General features: G+C 70.9%; 12 protein-coding genes. All 12 read right to left on the bottom strand.

The genetic code is table 11. The features are described from left to right. Window positions 1-90 precede the first annotated feature (90 nt). The 12 genes from ACIA1L_RS17025 to ACIA1L_RS16970 all read right to left on the bottom strand — a co-directional run bounded on the left by ACIA1L_RS17025 (window position 91) and on the right by ACIA1L_RS16970 (window position 16,008). A complete protein-coding gene (locus tag ACIA1L_RS17025; RefSeq protein ID WP_396073664.1) occupies window positions 91-768 on the bottom strand; it encodes an ABC transporter ATP-binding protein in 678 nt (225 codons plus the stop codon). Further along, window positions 761-1,696: an ABC transporter ATP-binding protein gene (locus ACIA1L_RS17020; protein ID WP_396073663.1), complete on the bottom strand. Its 936-nt coding sequence runs from the start codon at window positions 1,694-1,696 to the stop codon at window positions 761-763. Before ACIA1L_RS17020 ends, ACIA1L_RS17025 begins: the two co-directional genes overlap by 8 nt. After that, window positions 1,696-4,323: an FtsX-like permease family protein gene (locus ACIA1L_RS17015; protein WP_396073662.1), complete on the bottom strand. Its 2,628-nt coding sequence runs from the start codon at window positions 4,321-4,323 to the stop codon at window positions 1,696-1,698. Before ACIA1L_RS17015 ends, ACIA1L_RS17020 begins: the two co-directional genes overlap by 1 nt. Further along, window positions 4,320-7,439 carry an FtsX-like permease family protein gene (locus tag ACIA1L_RS17010; RefSeq protein WP_396073661.1) on the bottom strand — a complete coding sequence of 1,040 codons (3,120 nt, stop codon included), beginning with the start codon at window positions 7,437-7,439 and terminating at the stop codon, window positions 4,320-4,322. Before ACIA1L_RS17010 ends, ACIA1L_RS17015 begins: the two co-directional genes overlap by 4 nt. Window positions 7,440-7,528: 89 nt before the next feature. After that, complete coding sequence (locus ACIA1L_RS17005) at window positions 7,529-7,954, bottom strand: hypothetical protein (RefSeq protein ID WP_396073660.1); 426 nt, start codon at window positions 7,952-7,954, stop codon at window positions 7,529-7,531. A 48-nt stretch (window positions 7,955-8,002) separates the two neighbouring features. Continuing rightward, window positions 8,003-8,836, bottom strand: coding sequence for a hypothetical protein (locus tag ACIA1L_RS17000; protein WP_396073659.1), 834 nt, complete (start codon window positions 8,834-8,836; stop codon window positions 8,003-8,005). Between the two features lie 153 nt (window positions 8,837-8,989). Further along, window positions 8,990-10,438 (bottom strand): CehA/McbA family metallohydrolase, encoded by a 1,449-nt coding sequence (locus tag ACIA1L_RS16995; protein ID WP_396073658.1) that lies wholly within the window; start codon window positions 10,436-10,438, stop codon window positions 8,990-8,992. Window positions 10,439-10,658: 220 nt separating this feature from the next. Further along, window positions 10,659-12,467, bottom strand: a complete 1,809-nt coding sequence (locus ACIA1L_RS16990; RefSeq protein ID WP_396073657.1) for a multicopper oxidase family protein — start codon at window positions 12,465-12,467, stop codon at window positions 10,659-10,661. Between the two features lie 137 nt (window positions 12,468-12,604). After that, the gene (locus ACIA1L_RS16985; protein ID WP_396073656.1) at window positions 12,605-14,356 is read right to left on the bottom strand and encodes an ATP-binding protein; all 1,752 of its coding nucleotides are present in this window, start codon (window positions 14,354-14,356) and stop codon (window positions 12,605-12,607) included. Between the two features lie 50 nt (window positions 14,357-14,406). Next, complete coding sequence (locus ACIA1L_RS16980) at window positions 14,407-14,580, bottom strand: hypothetical protein (RefSeq protein ID WP_396073655.1); 174 nt, start codon at window positions 14,578-14,580, stop codon at window positions 14,407-14,409. A 12-nt stretch (window positions 14,581-14,592) separates the two neighbouring features. Then, entirely contained in the window at window positions 14,593-15,039 is a 447-nt protein-coding gene (locus ACIA1L_RS16975; protein WP_396073654.1) for an SRPBCC family protein, read from the bottom strand. A 135-nt stretch (window positions 15,040-15,174) separates the two neighbouring features. Then, entirely contained in the window at window positions 15,175-16,008 is an 834-nt protein-coding gene (locus tag ACIA1L_RS16970) for an endonuclease/exonuclease/phosphatase family protein (RefSeq protein WP_396074058.1), read from the bottom strand. Between the last annotated feature and the right edge of the window lie 57 nt (window positions 16,009-16,065).

Below are 16,065 nucleotides of genomic sequence, written 5' to 3'. Positions count from 1 at the left end.
GGCCCCCGCAAGATCAAACTTAGGTTGACCTCTGCATACTCCCCGCCGCCGGGGGTGCATTTCCGGGGAATGAGCACTTTTCGGCTTTGGCTATTCGGCCAGCCGGCCATCCCGTAGCGTCAGGACCCGATCGGCCCGGTCGATCAGCGATGGATCGTGCGTCGCCACCAGTGCGGTCATGCCGCGCTCGTCGACCAGCGCCCGCAGCAGGTCCATGATGGACCTACCCGTCTCCGAGTCCAGCTGGCCCGTCGGCTCGTCCGCGATCAGCAACGGCGGATCGTTCGCCAGCGCCCGGGCCACCGCCACCCGCTGCTGCTGCCCACCCGACAACTCGTACGGCCGCTGCTGCGCCTGCCCGCCCAGTCCCACCAGCTCCAGCAGCAACGCCACCCGCTCGGCCCGAGCGGCCGGATCCTGCTTCGCCAACCGCAGCGGCACGCTCACGTTCTCCGCCGCGGACAGGATTGGGATCAGCCCGAACGACTGGAACACGAAACCGATCGTGGTGCGCCGCAACGCCAGCAGCTCATCCTCGCCGGCCGCCGTGACATCGTGGCCGTCCACCTCGACCGTGCCCCGGGTTGGCCGATCCAGGCCACCGATCATGTTCAGCAGTGTCGTCTTGCCCGCGCCCGACCGGCCGCGGACCGCCACCAGCTCGCCCCGGCCCGCCTCGAACGACACGTCGCGGACTGCGTGCACAACTCGGTCGCCCTTGCCGTAGTCGCGGCCCAGGCCGTACACCTTCAGCAACATGTCACTCATGGCCGGGCCGCACTTCCACGCGATCGGTCTCCAGGTTGAGGCGAACCCGGTCCTTCAGGGTCAGCGCGTCCACGAAAGCGGCCGGCAACTGCATGCGGCCCGATCTGTCCAGCACCGCGTACTCCTCCGACACGATCTCCTCCACGCCGTCCACCCCGGTACGGGCGCTGCGGCGTACCTCCGAAGCGGTCCGGCCGTCCCGGATCGCGACCGTCCGACGAACCTGGTTTGCCACCGCGTGGTCGTGGGTGACCACGACGATCGTCACGCCGAGCTCCGCGTTGATGGACCGCAGCGCGCCGAACACGTCCGCCGCCGTGGCCTCGTCCAACTCGCCGGTCGGCTCGTCGGCAAACAGCACCTCGGGATTGTTCGCCACCGCGACCGCCACCGCCGTGCGCTGCTGCTCGCCGCCGCTCATCTCCCCCGGCCGCCGGTCGGCGCAGTGCGCGACACCGACCATCTCCAACAACTCCAGCGCGCGCTTACGATGCGCCTTGCCGGCCAGCCGCATCGGCATCTCGACGTTCTCCCGCGCCGTCAGGTACGGCAGCAGGTTGCGCCCGGTCTGCTGCCACACGAAGCCGACCACCTTGCGCCGGTACTGCAGGCGCCGCTTCGCGTTCAGGGTCAGCAGGTCGTAGCCCGCCACCCGGGCCAGGCCCGCGGTCGGGACGTCCAGGCCGGAGAGGATGTTCAGCATCGTGGACTTGCCCGAGCCGGACGCGCCGACGATCGCCACCAGTTCGCCACGGTCGATGCTCAGGTCCAGACCCTGCAGCGCGAACACCTCGACGCCCTCGGTCTTGAAGATGCGCACCAGGCCGTCGCAGACGATGTGCCCGGCCAGCCGGTCGTGGCCGCCCGCGCGGGCCGCCGCCCGTTCCGCCGCCCGGCGCTGCAACTCCGCGAGATCAGGTCCCGCCATCAGTTCTCCTCTCCGAGGCGGAGCACCTCGCCGAGGCGCATCCGGCGGTTGGCCAAGCTTTCCACCAGCATCGCGACGGCCAGCGCGGCCGCGACCAAGCCCAGCGCGGCGACCGGCAGCCACGGATCGACGACGATCCGGGTGTCCACTCCCGCGGTGAAACTATCCAGCTCCAACACCGCACCGAGCAGAGCCGGCAGGGCGATGCCCACCAGCCCGCCGGCCAGGATCGCCACGGCGACGAGCGGCACCAGTTCATAGATCAGCAGGCTGCGCCCCTGCCGCAGGGACATGCCCATCGTGCGCAGCCGCGACAGCGTACGGCCGCGGCCGGGTGCGTCCGCCAGCACTGTCAGGACGACCGCCAGCAGGGCGAGCAGCGCCGCCCCGGCCGACCCGGCTGTGTAGAAGAAGGCGAGGACTCCGTTGACGCCGCCCGTACCCAGCGCCGCCCGATGCGCCTCCCAGGTGACGACGGTCGTCGGCTCGGGGAGCCGTTCGTTGGGGACCGGCCGTTGCAACACCCGTTGCAGGTAACTGCGCTGGCCCTCGTTCCCCGCCGCCAGCAGCGCAGGCTCGGACACATCGGCGCCGGCGATGAAGTAACGGTTCGGCCGGATCGGCTGGAAGTCCGGCGCGGGCAACGCCTGCCAGGGCAACACCACGAACAGCTCCGAGTCGGCGGCCAAGCCCGGCACGGAGTCGCGGACCTCGGCGACCCGGAACTCGTAGGAACGGCCCTGGACATCGATCTTTCCGCCGGCACCGATCGCAGCCGCGATCCTCGGCGACACCACCGCGGGCGCCGGACCACCGGGGCGGGCCTCGACCAGGACCGCGGGCAACTCCGACCGCATGACCTTCGCCGCGTCGACGCCGGGCACCACCAACAACTGCACCTGGACGGGGCTCGCTGACTTACCGGTCACCTGGCTGCCCTGCAGCAACAAGGCCGGGGCAACCGCTTCGACACCGGGCACCGCGGCGAGCCTGGCACCGGTGGCCGGATCGAAGACCCCGCCGCTGAGCTGGACATCCGCGGCGATCGCCAGGTCGGTGGCCCGATCCCGGGCCGCGCCGACCGTGCCGGCGATCGCGGCGGTGAAGACGCCGGTCGCGACCGCGACGACCAGGATCGCCAGCGGCCCGACGTTGACCGGGGCTCCGCGTCCGGCCCGGGACAGGCCGAGGAAAGGTACGGCACCGCGGGCCCGGGCAGCGATCCGGCTGAACTGCTGCAACGGCCAGGGCAGCAGCCGTACGGCTACCAGCGCTGCACTCACCGCGAGCAGCACCGGAACGGACACGAGGTAGAAGTCGACCCCGCCGGTCCCGAGTCCCCGGCGCCGGGCCAGGACCACGCCGAGCACGGCGAGCGCGACGACGAAGCCCTCGGCGGTCAGCCGCCGCGCCGACGGGCGGAACCGGGCCAGGTCTTGCCGCCCGCGGGCGTCGCCCCGGGTGAACGCCGCGAGCAGCGGCGCGGCGAACAGGGCCGCGGCGCCCACGAGCAGCACAAGCACTAGGTCAGCCAGATCCGAGCGGCCGGGCACCAGGCGGGCCAGCGCCCACCCGCCGGCCACGGCTACCGGCACGACCAAGATCGTCTCGCCAAGCATCCGCATGGCGATCCGTATGGACGACGCACCGCGGGCCCGCAGCAAGGCGAACTCGTCGCGGCGCCGGTCGGTCAGCAACCGGGCCACGAGCACGAGCAGGCCCACCATCGTGGCGACCAGCCCGGCCTGCACCACGGCCAGCAGTGCCTGCATCCCGCGCAGCCGTTCGGCGAACTTTGCCAGCGCGGTGTCGAGTCCGGTGTTGGCTACCATTCCCTGCGAAGGGGACCTCCGCGCCTGGACTGCGGCCGCAGTCAGCGCGGGGAGGTCTGCGGCGGTCAGCCGCTCGGTGTCGAAGGCGAACCGCCACTCCGGGACGAGAGCAGACTCCCACGCTCTCCTGGCGTCGGTGAACATCGTGAATTGGCTGGTCAGACCCTCGTCCGGGTTCGGGCACGGCGCCGCACCAGCCGGAACGCCGTCCCAGAAACGCGCGGACGGATTGGTCCGCTCGACAATCCCCACCACGGTGACCGACACCTCGGCGTTGAGCATCAGCCGGGACCCGGCCCGGAGCTTCGTCTCCGCGGCGGCGCCGGCTTCGACGACAACTTCCATCCCGTCAGCGGCACCGGGCATCCGGCCGGACACCAGCCGCAGCTGCTCCTCATATCCGGACTGGTAGCGGACCTGCGCCTTGGGCCGGCAGCCGCCGTCGAACGGTGCCGGGCCGGTCCACTCGAGACCCTCCGGACCCGCCTTCGCGATGAACCAACGCTCGTCGACCAGCTCGCGCAGCGGAGCCGGCAAGCGCCCCTGGGCGCCGTCCAACTCGCTGGTGATGATCGACGGCGGTGGGATGGCGTACTCGACATCGCTCGACGGCCGATAGCTCAGATCCCGCACCTGGAAGGGCAGAGCGGCGATCTCCTCGCCCAACCCTTGATCGGTCAGCTCGTCGGCCGCCCGGGGCAACCCGGTGAATATCAACCCGGCGAGCAGACCGAGAGCGGCGAGCAGACCCAGATGTCCCGCGTACGCCCGGAAGCGGCGGATCAAGGCGCTCATCGGTCAGCCCCGATCCGCAGCTGCGCCACGGCGAGCCGGCGGGGCAACGCTGACCCTGCAGCCGCACTCAGGCCGACTGCGAGTGCCAGCAACAGCACTGCGACGGCGCCCGATTGCCACCATCCGAGCTCCAGCACAGGGGACGGCACCGGCCGTCCCCCCGCGGGAGTGAGGATCAGTAGCGGCACCGTCGTCGCCGCCACCCCCATGCCGACGACCAGGCCGGCCAAAACGCCGACCCCCGCCAGGAACGCCTGCTCCACCATGAGCGAACGGGCCAGCAGCCGGGAACCCGCACCGAGCGTGTGCAACACCGCCAGCTCGGTGATCCGGCGCCGGGCAGTGGTACGAACGTCGACCACGATGCCGACGATGGCGAGCAGCACCGCGCCCAGAGCGGCGATGAAGAGCGTGGTGCGGGCGCCCACTCCGTACGCGTCCCGGCTCGCGGAACTCGCGAGTTCCCGCCGGTCGAGAACGTCGATGTTGCCGAGCCCCGCGGCCGCCTCGGCGGTCCTGGCATGGGTGTCCGCGCCGGAGGCGACCAGCCACTCCCGCGGCTGCGGCGTAGCGCCCGCTCCCAGCAGCGCCGAGCTCAGGGTCGGCAGATCGGCGAGCAGGGCAGCGGAGTCGGCACTGCCCGGCACGGCGGCGATCGTGCCCACGACCTCCACCGGCACGTCCACACCCTCGATCCGCAGCACCGTCGGCGCGTCTTTCGCGAGGGCCAACACCGACGCTGCCTGCGGCGTCGCCCAGACCGGCACACGGGTCACGTCGGACACCCCGACCAGGAACGACAACGGACTACCGAAAGCGATGATCTTTTTCAGCGTCGCTGTCAGGGTTCCGCCGCTGACCGCGGCGCCGGTCCGCACACTCCCGGCGCCGACCACCCGCCACGAAGGACCGTCGAGGGCAAGCGCACCCCGATCGGTGCTGAGTCCGGACACGGCCCACGACGCCTCGGGTCGCCCGGCCGTCAACACCACGGCAAAACCGGACAGCCGCAGCGGACCGGTGGTCCGCGGCAGGTCAACAGCGAACCGCCCGGCTCCGCCCAGATCGACGCGGAGAACATCACCATCTGCGGCCGTGAACACCGCCTCGGTGCGGATGTCATCCCGAGCACTAGCGACGAGCTTGCCGGTCAGCCGGGTGGCACCCGCGGGGACGGCAGCGCCCTTCTCTGGGGCGCGGCGGCTCGACAGGTCGGCGAGCGGACCGCGGGTGTCGCCGCCGGCCAGGTCGGGTCGGACTTGATAGATGCCCGGTGCGGCGGCGGTGTCCAGCGCGAGCAGCTCCGCCTCCTCACCCAGCGGACCCTTGGGCAGTTCCGAGCGCAAGACCGGCAGCACGGTCCCGGCACCGGGCAGGGCGGCGAGCTGCTCTTTGCGGCCCTGCGGCGCGAGGCCGTCGGTCTCCTGCACGCGCAGGTCGGCACCGATGAAGTGGTCGGCCTGATCGGCGGCGGACCGCGCCGACGTCCCCGCCAGACCCCAGGCGACCGTGCCGGCCGCGACCGCTAGGGCCAGCAACAGGACCGGGCCGGCATGCGGGCGGCGGCCCGCCTGCCACATGCCGAGCATGCCGCCGACCCGCGCACCACGGTCGAGCCGGCGCTCGATGGACCGGGCGGTGGGCGACAGCAACCGCAGGGCCAGCGTCGCCCCGGCCAGCACACCGAGGGTCGGGGTGGCGGCGAGGAACGGGTCGATGCCCAGGGCACCGTTGTGCCCCGCGCCCACCGGGGATGCGTACTGCCGGAGCTGGAACCAGCCCAGCACCGAGAGGCCGACAAGGGCCAGATCCAGGCCGATCCGCTGCACGACCGTACGGCGCGGCGGCCGCGACTGCCCCGCCAGCTCGGCAACGTACGTGCCGCCGCCGCGCAGGGACGGCAGCACGATGGCGACGGCGCACCCCAGGGCGGCCCCGGCCGCGACCAGCCAGAAAAGGCCATCGGGCCAGATGCCGGCCGGCGCGGCGATCGGTAGATCTAATGTGGACGTCGCCACCGTGATCGCGGCTGCGGCGAGCGGTGGTGCCAGCAGGGCGGCGGGCGCGACCACCAGGAGCGCCTCGCGGGTGGCGAGACCCGCGAGCTGAATCCGGGCCGCGCCACGGGCCCGCAGCAGCGCGGACTCGCCGCGGCGGTGATCGACCAACAGGGCCGCGACGAGCATGAGGGCGAGCCCGCTCACGATGCCGATCAGCAGCATCGGGGTGACCAGCGCAGACCGCCCGACCAAATCGGCGCGCAACAGCCGGTCGGCGAGCTCACCGAGGCGAGTGTTGACCAGGCCGGAAGTGCCGAGGCCGGCAGCGGCCGGAAGAGCGGTCGTCAGCGTACGCGCGTCCTCGGCCAACTCGGCGATGTCCGCGGGTCCGGCGCTCGACAGCTCGGGCTCGATCAACCAGCCCGCGGAGGCATTGGTGAAGAACCTGCCGGTGAAGTCGGCACGGTCGACGACGAACGGACCGTACGTCGCGGTGCCCGGAGCCGCACCCGAGGCCACTTCGGGCGTCAGCACCCAGTACGGGTCCCGCAGGTCCCGCGGGCGCCAGATGCCGACGACCCGCAGGGCGGTCGCGCGAGACTTGACCCGGTCGTACACGGGAACCCGGTCGCCGATTTTGAGCTGGAGGACCGCTGCCGCGCTCTCCGGCAGGACGGTTTCGGTGACGTCGGCGCCGGGCCTGGGCCATGCTCCGGCGCTGAGGTCGGCGTGCTGGTCCAGACCCTCGAGGAACGCGACCGCACCGTAGACCGCGCCACTGGTGTCGGGCGTCGCCCGGCCGGTCCGGCCGGTCAGCTCCTTGCCGCTGGCGAACCCGGCGGCGGACACGGCGACCGGACGCCCGGCGAGCCGCTGGGCCCGCAGAACGGCATCGCGTTTGACCAGGTCATCGGCCGTGCTGCCGACGGAACCGCGGACCAGCACCGCCCGTTCGTCGGGGGCGGCCGCGGCGACCACCCCCCGAGCGCCGCCGGCCGCCACTTCGCGGCTGTAGGCGGCCAGGCTGGTCAGCAGGGTCGTCGCGATCAGCGCGACGGCGGCCGCTGCCAGCAGCAGACTCCGTGCGGCGTGGGCGCGCCGCAGCACCAGACTCATCCGGAAATCCTCCGTAGCCCGCCGTGTGATGGAAAACTCAGCGGCGGATCCAGGAGATCATCTCAGCCCGGCGCAACGGGCCCAGCGGTTCAGGACGTCGACTTCGCCGCCGGCTTGCAACTCGTCGCCATCAGCTGGGTCAGCTGGGCGGAGAACTCCGAGTCCGAGTTCAGCTTCTTCGTCAGGGTTTTGACGTCGGCCGCACTGACCCCGGAGTAGGTCGGCTTCTTCGCGTACGCGGCGGCCAACTCCTTGGCGTCGGTGTACACCGTGGACTGCACCTCGCACAGGTGCGCCGCGGTCGCCGCGAGGAACCGCTCCTCCGGGCCGGCTTCCGCGGCCACGGAGGGCATGATGCTCGGCGCGCCGCTGCTCGCGACCGAGGCGGTGGCAGCCACGGGGGTGGTCTGCGCGGTGGCGGGCTTGTCGGCACCCATGACGATGACGGCGGCGGTGGCGCCGCCGCCCAGCAGCAGGGCGGCGACGGTCAGCGGCAGCGCGATGCGGCGGTTCACAGGTACCAGTCCTCCAGGTTTGTTCGGTGAAAGTGGTGGTGTGCGAAATCAGGTGACGACGAGCGTGAGCAGGCCGTTGTACGACCCACCGGTCCAGGTGGCGCTGACCGGGATGATGTGAATGCCGATGCCGAGGCGGCCAGCGTCCAGCCGCACCGCGGCGTAGTCGTCGTCGCCGACCGGCAGCGTGGGGGCGTTGTTGAGGCCGGCGGAGGTGCCGTCACCCGGGTACGTCACCGTCAGGCCGCTGGGGGCGTCGAGCTTGACGCGGAAGTTCCCCATGTCGGGCCGCAGGCCGGTGAACCTGAGCCGGGTCCAGGTCGGGGTGATTTTCGGAACGGTGACGCTGCCGGTCTTCTGCACGAGGTCCACCAGCGGGGGTGCGACCGGGATCGTGGCGTTGACGGTCTTGGTCTTCGGGGTGCCGGTGCAGGTGAACTGCTTGGTCTTCAGGTCGTCGCTGGGCAGGAACGGGTTGCCCGCCATCGGCGTGTAGGTCACGTTCAGGGTGACCGGCACGGCGCTGGTGACCGTCGGGGGCACCGTCACGTTCAGCGCGGCGAAGTCGACGTTGTGCGCGGCCAGCGCCGAGTTCACGTACAGCGACGTGTAGGTGCTGGTGTTCGTGGGGTAGCTGAACTTCACGCCGTTCGGCGCCGACGCTGTCACCTTGATGTTGCAGGCGTCGACGTCCGTGGTCCACAGGCCGCTGATCCAGCCCTGCTGACCGGGCAGCATCGGCGCCAGCACCGGCACGACCAGCTGCACACCATCCTCGCCGAGACCAAGGATGCCGGCCTGCGCGGGCGTGGCGGACAGGGTGAGTGCGGCGGCAGAGGCGACGGCGGCGGCAGCTGCGGCACAGGTCTTCAGGTTCGGCACGGGGGGGTCCTTTCCAACGGGGGTACCGTTGCGATCGGCCCTGGCGCCGTGGGACTGAACGTTTCGGCCAGTCACCAGGCCGTTTGCCGGTTGCATTCCGGTGCGCCCGGCCCCGGAGGTTGCATCCCGGGTGCCCCGCGGGTCGGTTCCCGTTCAGTCCAGCCAGATCGGGTTGCTGAGCAGCGCCATCGTGGTCAGCGTCGTCGCAGTGGGTCGCGGCCACTGCACCTCGACTCGGACAAAACGGGCGCTGGCTCCGTGCGTACGCCAAACCAGGGTCTTGTTGCCCGAAGCGGGCACCCAACCGGCCGCGACCTGGCCCTCCGCCGTGTGGAAAGAGACCACCGAGCCGGGCACTCCGGCGACGACGGCCTGCACCACGACGGGGTCGGCACCGACCGGAAGCGACTCCCCCGGCCCGGCCACCCGCCCGCCGGTCGAGGCGGTGAGCTCGAGCGTTGCCTGCGCCGAGTCGGCAACATAGGAGCGACCCGCCCGCAGTCCCGCCAAGATCGCCGTCCGGGACAGCTCCGCCGCGAAGACCACGGTCTGCGGCTGTCCGACCGCATCCGGCCCATGCGCATCACTGTTACCGACCGCTGCCAGCCTGCGACCGGCACGCAACAACCCGTCCCACAGCCGTACGGAATTGACGTCGTCGATCGTCCACGGCCCATTCCACACCTCAAGCGCGTCGACATGCTCGACCCCGAACTCCCACGTCGACCCGCGCGCCGGCGAACTCGGATGCGCCGGCACGACCAGGCCGCCCGCGGCATGCACGGCCGCAGCATGCCGGACGAACTCACCGTCACCAGGGGCGTAGCGCCAGTCCACCCAATGATCAGCCGCCAAGCCGAGCGCGAGCCAGTGCCCGTGCCGGGTGGTGACCTCCTCGCCGCCGATGATCAGCAGGTCCTCGCCGGCGTGCGCGCCCCAGATCTGATTCGCCGACCTGGTGTTGTGCTCGGTCGACACGAAGAAGTCCAAGCCCCGAGCCCGCGCCGCGGCGACGGTCTGCTCCGGGCTGCCCTGGCCGTCCGAGTGCACCGTGTGCATGTGCATGTCGCCGCGATACCAGGCCGGGCCGCGGCCGGCGGCCCAGTCGGGGGCCAGAGTCGGCACGAACGCCGGACCATCCGCCCCGAACTCCAGCGTGACCTCCACCTCCCAGTCCATGCCGCGCGGATCCACGACGATGGGGCCGAGCGCTACCTGCCAGATGCCAGGCGTTATCGGGCCAGGCAGGTAGCCGGGCGTGGCATCGGACGCCGACACCGTGAAGGAGTCACGGGCGCCGCCGGACCAGCCGCGGAACTCGTCGTCGACGCCGAAGATCCCGATGTCCAGGACGTTCTGCAGCAGGCCCGGCACCAGCACGAACGGCTCGTACGTCCGGCGCACCGAAATCCGGTTCACGCCGGCGGGCACCTCGAACGGCACGTACGCCCACTGATCGAAGCCCGTCGGCGAGTGGCCGGGAAACTTCATGACGACGGGCGGCTGCGCGGAGGCCGCCTGCGCACCGACCAGCGCCAGCACCCCACCCGCCGTGATGGCGCCGCCGAGCCGCAGAACACTCCGCCGACCGATCGCCACCATGCCGCCACCCCATACATTGATGATGGCAAATGCTAGCTGTTCAGCGCCGTCCTGCGCGACCACCCAGCTGCAACGAGCCGCTCCGTTGATCTGACCGTGCCTGCCGGCATGACTCACGAGATCCGAACCGCCACTCGAGATCGAAACCTGCCGTGCCGCCGGACTGAGTCCGGCGGCGCGGGCATCTCTGCTTCCCTCGAGCTGTAGCGGCCCGCTCGTGTTATTCCGAGCCGTGCGACGGTCCGGACACTCCGGTGTAGGCGAGGTGCCAGAGCATGCCTTCGGCGGCGTGCTCGAAGTTGTGGCAGTGGTCCATCCAGATGCCGGGGTTGTCGGCCGTGAAGGTGATCTCGAAGGATTCGCCGGGTGCCACGTTGAGGGTGTCGGTCCACCAGGGGCTGCCGGTGACCGGTGATTCGTTGCGAGACAGCACGCGGATGCGGTGTCCGTGCAGGTGCATGGGGTGGTCGATGAGGCCGCGGTTGGTGAACCGCATCCGTACGGTGTCCCCGCGGTCGACCATGAGTGTCGGGATGGCCGGGCTGGAGGCGCCGTTGACGGTGTTGGCCCAGGCGAAGGTGCCGTTGGCGAATCCGAAGCCGTTGTCGATGACGAGGTCGTAGGTGCGGTTGGCGGGGCGCGGTGCCGGCGTACGGTCCGGGGTGCCGTAGCTGGTGGCGTCGAAGAGCGGTCCGTCGCCGGTGGCCTCGGGAACGGTTCCGGAGCCCGGCGTCAGGACCCGGGTGACGCCGTCCATTGTGAGTGCCACCGGTGTCGCGGGCATCGGGAAGGTCACGTCGTAGCGGCCGCCGGCGGACAGCTGCAGCATTCCTCCGCTGGGCAGCGGGCCGGGTTGGTGGATGGCGTTGCCGTCGATCGCGGTGACCCGGTGTTCGGTGCCGGCGATCTGGATGCGCTGCGGGTCTTGGGAGCTGTTGATGAGGCGCAGGCGGACTGCTTTGCCGGGCGCGACGGTCTGGGTGGACTGTGTGTCGTCCGTGCCGAAGGCGAGCTTGCCGCCGGGCCAGTCGTGGGCGAAGAGTGTGGCTTCGTAGCCGGCCGGTTCGGGTGCGTCGATCAGCAGCGCGCCGAACAGTCCGCGGGCGACGGCCTGCTTCGAGTCGCGGTGGGTGTGGTACCAGAAGGTGCCCGGCCGGTTGGGGACGAACCGGTAGACGTGCCGGCCGCCGGGTGCGACGGCGTCCTGGGTGAGGCCGGGTACGCCGTCTTCGGCGTTGGGTACGTCAACTCCGTGCCAGTGCAGGGTGACGCCTTCGGCCACGTCCGTGTTGACCAGTGTGACTTCGACGAGCTGTCCCTGCCGGACGCGCAGCTCGGGGCCGGGCGAGACGCCGTTGAAGGTGAGTGCGTCGACCTCCGTACCCGAGGAAAGTCGGATCTTGTGGTGTGCCGCCGTCATGGTGAACTTCACGTCAGGTTTAGCTTGTCGGGGCCCGGTGAGGGCGGCGACGGGAATGCCGTGGTGCTCGTGGCCCGAGGCTGCGGCCGGTGCCTGGTTCTGCACGTACAGTCCGACGACTGCCGCGATCAGCGCGGCCGTGGTCACGGTCGCCAGCCAGGGCATGCGGGCCGTCCGGGAGCTGGTGGCGCGGGACCGGGCCACAGCGACCGCGCCGGCCGCGCCGAGCACGAAGACGCTGAGCGCGACCACAATGGGCCGGTCGGCCGGATCCTGGGGCACCCAGGCCAGGTAGGCGGAGATCAGCACTCCGACCGCGGCGACCTGACCGGCCACCCGGGTGCCCATGCCGCGTGCCGCCAACGCGATCGTTGCGGCGAGCGGCAGTGCGGCGACAGGAAGTGCGACGATCACCCGGTCGCTGACCAGGTGCCAGCTCTCGGACCACAGCAGCCCCGCGACGACCACCCGGGCAGCGACGAGCACGGCTGTGCCGCCCAGTGCCCAGCGCAGGGTGCGGCCGCGGGCGGCGCGGCGGCCGAGTGAGAAGGCGCCGATCGCGGCGCAGACCGCGAGCAGCAGATCGGTGATGAACAGCGGTTCAGCCACGGGACGCTCCGGTTGCTGACTACCGGAGTGAGGCCCTCCAGCCGGCCGCGCCGGCGATCACCGGCGCAACACGGACTCTGGTGGGAACCGCTGTCCGATCGCGCCGTCAAGGACAGCCCAGCGCTGCTCAGTTCTGCTCACGAGCCGTGCAGCTCGACGTCCCACAACGCTTCGCACACCTGCTCGAGGCCCTGTTTGAGATGCCGCCGGTAGGTGCTGAACGCCATTGCTGCGCGCCGGGCTGCGGCTTCCTGGGTGGGTGCCCCCGAGAAGTACCTGGACACCAACGCCTCGTGTGCCTTGACGGTCTTCGGGTGCTGACCGACGTCGTCGACGGCCCGCTGGATCAACGCGCGCAGGTCCGCGACGGCATCGTCCGAGTCAGCGACGAGTCGGGTCCGCAGCAGTGCGGCCACGCCGAAGGAGCGCGGGGAGCGCCAGTGTTGCAACGCCTCCCGGACCGCGTCGTCGAACGCCGGCCGCGGGGTGCCGGACGGCGCCGCCGGGGCTGGCACGTCGGTCTCGTTGATGATGTGGTCGAGCCAGCTCTCAAACGGCACCCGCCGCCAGTCGTTCACGAACAGCGCATAGGTGCGGTCGCCGACCTGCGGTCGTACCCCGGCATCGGTCAGCACGCCCTGCAGTCGCTTCGCCCACGCTTCGTGGTCGTGAAAGACCAGCATTCCGTACGCGCGCGAGCCGCCAGCGCGCGCAATCTCGGCATGCGCCCGCGACTGGTTCAGGTTGATCACCGGTGAAAGCACCTCGTGCGCCTCGGGGTAGACGCAGAACCGGGTCATGCTGATGTGCTCACCCGTCCGCACCGGGGCCGTGTCCATACTGAATTCCCAGGCCGCGGCGACCACCGGATCGGTGGCGACATCTTCGGCGTCGGGTGGGAAGGGCAGGTCGATGCGGGCGGAGAACGCCACGGTCCGGCCGCTGCCGATCAGCCGGAACACGCTGAAGGCCGCCGGCTGCTTGCCGAACCAGTACCGGACCAGTGCGGCGGATTCGGGACCTTCCATCTCGTCCGCCATCGCCACCACGGTCTCGATGTCCTCGGGCCGCAACGGCTCGTCGTACACCTCGGCGTCCCGGTCCCAGACGTGGTTGCGCGCGATGGCCCGCACCTCACGGAACAGGTAGAAGATCTGGCCGCTGAGCCCGGCCACCTGCTGCGCGGGCGCTTCTCGCAGCTGGCGCAGGTATTCCGCGGTCAGCTTCCGCTTCATCGCCGTGAACGCTTGCGGTGCCCGCCAGCGCAGATCCGCCACGACGGCCTCGCGGGCGGCATCGTGCGGATAGATACCGCGCGGCGTGGTTTCCATGAACGGCAACCCGCGCAACCACGCGAACAGCGGCTGCGCGTCCTCGTCCGGCAAAGCCGCCTGCAGCAGCTCCTCGGTGGTCGTGTGCGCCTGCGCGGCGACCTCCAGCGCCCGCCGATGGGTCGACGAGGGCACTTCACCGATCAAACCCGCGATCAGCGTACGCAGCGTTTCGGCGGACGAGGACCAGGTGAGTGCGGCGCCCGGAGGTGCCGAGTCGACCGCTGCGGCCAGGGACAGCGCGAGCGGGTTGCCGCCGGGGACGGGCTGGGCGGTCTGCTCGAACTCGGCGGGCGACCGGCCGACGAACCGTCCGTCGATCTCGACCAGTGGCCGGCCGGCGTGGCGTACCTCGTCGCAGAGCTGCCGGACCAGCGTCGACTTCCCGATCCCACCCGGTCCATGCACGTAGAGCACGGGAGCAGCTGTTGGTTCCCCGCGCAGCGCCGCACCGAATGCCGCCAGTTCCACATTCCGTCCGACGAAGGCGCGCGCCCGGGCCAGCCGCAGCCGTTCCCCCAGCGACCGGGCCACCGGTGTCTCGGTGTTGTCGTCCACCTGCCGCATCCTGGCATGGCACGCCAAACACCGGCAGCCCGAGTCGACGGTCAGTCCCAGAGGCTGAGGGCGATCACCATCGTCGCCACGGGCAGCAACAACCACGGCTCCGCTAGCACCATGGCACCGGACATCGCCAGCGACAACCAGGCCAACACCTTGGCGGTCCGGCGCCGGCCCTTGCGCTTCGCGTTCTTGACGACGGGGGTGGACATCGTGGTCATGGTCGCTCTCCTTCAGTTCGCGGGGGTCTCAGCGGCGGCACGGAGCAGGTCAAGCCAAGAAGCCAGCGAGGTGTCCAGGGCAGCGCGCAGGTTGTGCGGATCGGCCCGCACCGGGTTGCCGTCCCACGACTCGGCCGTCCGCACCAGCGTTCGGTTGCCCTCCGCGGTGAACGTCCACTCGTGAACGCCGGTGATCCCGTGCGCCGGGCCGCCCCACAGAATCCGGTGCGGCGCCGCCATGGCGTAGACGGTCGACGCGATGTTCAGTCCCGCGGTGCTCCAATGGAACGTGCTGCCCGGCAGGAGCGGCCCGTCGGCGTACGCGGTGTCGATGTCGGTCTGCCACCGCCGCCACCCGTTGACGTCGGTGTGCAGGTGCCACACCCGGTCGATCGGGGCGGCAATGCGAATCTCCCGGCGGACGACGACCGCCGCGTCTTCCTCGATGCTCGTGATCATGTTCGGTTCCTCAGGGTCGAAGTCGGCCTTTCGTGTCTTCGACTCTGCGGTCCGCACCTGCTCAGCCGCGCGGTCACCCGCTGCTCACCGCTGACCAGAACTGCTCACTCGCTAAGTGTTGCCCCCGGACAGAACCTAGCGGGCTTCCGGATGGGCGGCGCCGCGCAGCAACCGGTGGTCCGACAGGCCCGGTTCGACCGCGTCGCCGCGAACGGTGTGGAAGTCGGCCGCGGTCACGAAGATGTCGTCGAACTTACGGTCGCCGGCGACGGTGCCTTCTCCCGAACGGCACTGGGCTGCGCCGGCGGCCAGACAGTCGGCGGTGAAGTGGTCCCGGTCGTTCTCGTCCACTTCGGCGAAGGGTCCGGTCCCGGTCGCGCCGCGACGGACGGGACCCAGCACGGAGTCGGTGAACGGATCCGCGTTGACGTCAGCGCCGATGATCACTGGTGCCGTGCCGGCCCAGCCGCCCACGTACGCCATGACCTGCGAGGCACCATTGTCCGGCTGGATGTACTGGGCGAGGTGGGTGGTGCAGGCGAGCGTCACCCGGCCGTCGACCGTCCCGCGCGCGCAGAGCACAGAGCGGCCCTCGCTGCCGGCGGGAACGGTCAGGTTGCCGACGAGCCGGTCGACGGCGCCACTGGTCTTGACCAGAACGCCCAGGCCGAACCGGCTGTCCGCGTTCCACTTCGCGCACCCCGAGTGCGTCTGGATGGTGGACGTCCACACCGCGCGGTAACCCGGCAGCGCGTCCCGGAGCGCGACCCACTGACCGATGCAGAGCTCCTGCAGCGCCACCACGTCCGCATCCCACCGGGTGATCTCCCGCTTCATCGCGGTCGTCCATTGCGGCCCGCTCAACGGGCTCTGGCATGCGCTGGCACCACAGACGTTGTATGAGATCACGCGCGTTGGCCCGGCCGTGGCCGGTGACACGACGTCCGCGCGGGCGGCAGCGGGGAACATCGCCGCGCACCACACCGCAAGGAGCGCCACTACACCTGAGATCCAACCGGGACTTCG

This window comes from Actinoplanes sp. NPDC051859, from assembly GCF_044452725.1.
Classification (GTDB): domain Bacteria; phylum Actinomycetota; class Actinomycetes; order Mycobacteriales; family Micromonosporaceae; genus Actinoplanes.
The sequence above is the reverse complement of the archived record's forward strand: the minus strand, read 5'-3'. Positions and strand labels throughout refer to the sequence as shown.